Annotated in this window: 3 protein-coding genes; 2 read left to right on the top strand and 1 reads right to left on the bottom strand. The window is 59.3% G+C overall.

Features of this window, described 5'->3' with window-relative positions; all coding sequences use genetic code 11:
• The coding region (locus NKH03_RS34570; protein WP_352973311.1) for a hypothetical protein at positions 1–247 on the bottom strand (247 nt) is incomplete at its 3' end.
• 70 nt (positions 248–317) lie between these two features.
• Here NKH03_RS34570 and NKH03_RS34565 point away from each other — a divergent pair.
• A complete protein-coding gene (locus NKH03_RS34565; RefSeq protein ID WP_352694607.1) occupies positions 318–503 on the top strand; it encodes a hypothetical protein in 186 nt (61 codons plus the stop codon).
• Positions 490–2,559, top strand: coding sequence for a recombinase family protein (locus tag NKH03_RS34560; RefSeq protein WP_352973309.1), 2,070 nt, complete (start codon positions 490–492; stop codon positions 2,557–2,559). Before NKH03_RS34565 ends, NKH03_RS34560 begins: the two co-directional genes overlap by 14 nt.
• Positions 2,560–2,592 lie beyond the last annotated feature (33 nt).

The raw sequence follows: 2,592 nt of genomic DNA, 5'->3' as shown, positions 1-2,592 counted from the left end.
GCCATCGCAGGGTCATTCTGCCCATGTCGGGCAGATGGTGGAGTTTCATTACCGCTGGCATCCATATTACGGCGGTCGTTTTCGGCATGAAGGTCGCGAGGACCGGGCCAATGGCGCGATCATCCGGGTAGAGATCAGGCCGGGTGAGATCATCCAGGTGGCGGAGTGGATGCTGGATCGGGCGTTTTGCGCCGACATGGAGATGGGCGAACCGCGCGTTGCGGTGATTGGGCTTGTAGAGCTTCATAGACTGCTTACCGAGCGCGGTTTCAGGCAGACTTCGAGGGATGGACTCACGGCCATCCAGGAGGCGCGCCATGAAAGCTTTACCACTACCCCCGACATTACCAGTGCTGACCCAGCAGCTGAGCATGCCGTTCGATACGCCGCAGATGCGAGGCCTGAGCGACGGGGAACGAAGCGTTGTTGTCGCCAGGCTGGCGACCCTCCTGATGGCCGCGGCCGGCGTCGCGACGAAGGAGGCGAGCGATGACGGGCAATAATCTCCTTCCAGCCACGGTGCTGAAGCGCAAAGCTGTGGTCTACGTTCGACAGTCGACCCCGGGTCAGGTCCAGAACAACCTGGAGAGCCAGCGGCGACAATATGAACTTGTCGATGTCGCGCGACGCTGGGGTTTCCGTGATGTCGATGTGATCGACGATGACCTTGGTCGTACCGCCAGCGGTGCTGTAGACCGCCCTGGTTTCGAACGACTGGTGAGCGGCCTGTGCACGGGCAAAATTGGCGCAGTGCTCTGCCTCGACGCATCGCGTCTTTCTCGCAATGGCCGGGATTGGCACCATCTCCTGGAACTGTGCGGCCTGGTTGAAGCGCGCGTCATAGATCTCGACGGAGTGTACGATCCTTGTCGGCCTAACGATCGATTGTTGTTGGGCATGAAGGGCAGTATCAGCGAGTTTGAGCTCGGCATTTTGCGAACGCGCATGCTTGACGCGGCTCGCGCCAAAGCGCGGCGGGGGGAGCTGCGTCTCAGTGTGCCGATCGGTTATATCTGGCACCGCGACTATGGGCTGGGGCTTGATCCCGATTTGCGGGTACAAGAGGCGATCCGCCTCATTTTTTCGCGCTTCCGCGAGCTTGGCAGCGCCCGCCAGGTGCTGATTTCGCTGACGGCTGATAATTTCCATTTTCCTCGCCCTTCTGACGGGCGCAAAACGGTGTCCTTCGACTGGGTGCCGGTTCGCTATCGAAGCGTTATTTCGATCCTGAAGAACCCCTTCTACGCTGGGGTCTATGTCTATGGTAAAAGCGAGAAGCGAACCGAGATTGTCGATGGCAGGGCGCGTAAAAGCTACGGCCACGGCAAACCCTTTGGAACGTGGGACGTGCTGCTCCAGGATCATCACGAAGGCTATATCGATTGGAGTGAGTTTGAGAGGAACCAGAGCCACATCGCTGTCAATGCCTTCGGCCAGAAAGGCGGCATCAAGTCTGGTCGTGGCGGCCGCGCGTTGCTCGCGGGCCTGCTCACCTGCGGCCGATGCGGAAGGCGGTTGGGCGTTGTCTACTCGGGGCGGCCTCCGGGGCATCCCTATTACCGCTGCGAACGTATCAATCAGATGCTGGCCAAGCCACGATGCATGACTTTTGGCGCATCTCGCATCGACCCTGCTATCGGCAAAGAGATATTGAGGGCCGTGACGCCGATGGCGATCGAGGCCGCAATGGAAGCTGATCGGGCGCATCGGGATAATCTGGAAGAACGACACCGCATGGTGGAGTTGGACTTGCAACAAGCCCGATACGAGGCCTCTCTCGCTGAACGTCGCTATGCTGCTTGCGACCCTGACAACCGGCTGATCGCTGCCCAACTGGAGAAGAGCTGGGAGGCAGCGCTCAGGCGCGTGGAAGCCTGTGAAGCTGGTTTGGCCCAAGCGCGACAAATCGATCTTGTCACCCCAGTCCCCGAATTTACTGGCATTGCCACCGATCTGGAGGCCGCCTGGCGCGCACCTAACGTCGACATGCGATGTCGTCAGCAACTCCTTCGTACTCTCGTGACTGATATCATTGCTGACATCGATGAAGAGCAGCGTGAAGTCATTTTGACGATCCACTGGAAAGGCGGCCAGCACTCCCAGCTGCGCATTCGCAAACCCAAAGCTGGCGAACATGGCCAGAGTACTCCGGAGGCCGCCCTTGCCGTCATGCGGTCTATGGCGACCCGGTGGTCCGACACAGACATTGCCGCCACTCTCAACCGGATGGGAATGCAGACCGGGCAAGGCAAAACCTGGACTGGGCGCCGTGTCGGGGCACTGCGCACGGTCCATAAAATCCACGGCTACCGATCCGCCGAAAAGAATGGCGAGTGGCTCACATTGACCGAAGCCGCCAAAAAGCTTGGGGTTACTGCCCATCGGGTCCGTCGATTGATCAAGGAGGGCGTGCTCCCAACCGAGCAGGTGGTACCCGATGCACCGCACCAAATACGAGCTGCGGACCTGGAAAAGGATCAAGTGACCCAGTTTCCGCGTCACAGAGGCCCGTGTCGCATCAAAATGGAAAACCAAAAGTCCCTGTTTCCGGACGTTTGAAGAAGAGGTGCAGTATGAATCGGTCGTTGCGAT

It is taken from the genome of Mesorhizobium sp. M1406, from assembly GCF_040317555.1.
Lineage (GTDB): Bacteria > Pseudomonadota > Alphaproteobacteria > Rhizobiales > Rhizobiaceae > Mesorhizobium.
The sequence above is the reverse complement of the archived record's forward strand: the minus strand, read 5'-3'. Positions and strand labels throughout refer to the sequence as shown.